Source organism: Methylobacterium sp. WL103 (assembly GCF_008039885.1).
In the GTDB taxonomy this organism is placed as follows: Bacteria; Pseudomonadota; Alphaproteobacteria; order Rhizobiales; family Beijerinckiaceae; genus Methylobacterium; species Methylobacterium cerastii.
Genome location: NZ_VRUX01001179.1, coordinates 1 through 645 on the forward strand (window position 1 = coordinate 1; position 645 = coordinate 645).

The window sequence follows — 645 nt, forward strand, 5'->3', positions numbered from 1 at the left end:
GAGCAGCAGCGCGAGGCCGCAGGCACGGCCTGCCTCCCGTCGCGCATGCCCGTCGCCTTCCACCCCCAGCACCGGATCCCGACTCCCCTGGCTGGGCGCGCGAGGATCGCCGCACCGCTTCCGCATGGTTAACGAAGCCTAGCCGGGCGTAGTTAATGCGGCGTCAACGGCGGATGGGGGCGGACCCGCGACGCCGATGGATCGGCGCGTGCGGCGGGTCTATAAGCGGGCGATCATGTCCGCCCCCGCGCCCGTCCGCCGTCTCGACCCGGTCCTCGTCGACCGCATCGCCGCGGGCGAGGTGGTCGAGCGGCCGGCTTCCGCCGTCAAGGAGCTCGTGGAGAACGCGATCGACGCCGGCGCCCGCTCGGTCGCGGTGACGATCGAGGCCGGCGGCCGGCGGCTGATCCGGGTGGTCGACGACGGCGCCGGCATGTCGCCGGACGACCTCGTCCTGGCCGTCGAGCGTCACGCCACCTCGAAGCTGCCGGGCGGCGACCTCACGCGGATCGACACGCTGGGCTTCCGCGGCGAGGCGCTGCCCTCGATCGGCGCGGTCTCGCGGCTGTCGATCACCACGCGCACGGCGGAGGCCGAATCCGGCGCGGCGCTCGTCGTCGAGGCGGGCCTGCGCGGCGCCGGATT

The 645-nt window shown here is 74.6% G+C and carries 1 protein-coding gene; it reads left to right on the plus strand.

Translation table 11 applies throughout. The features are described from left to right. Nucleotides 1–235 precede the first annotated feature (235 nt). On the plus strand, nt 236–645 hold a 410-nt coding region (mutL, locus tag FV222_RS28485), incomplete at its 3' end, for a DNA mismatch repair endonuclease MutL (RefSeq protein ID WP_187277535.1).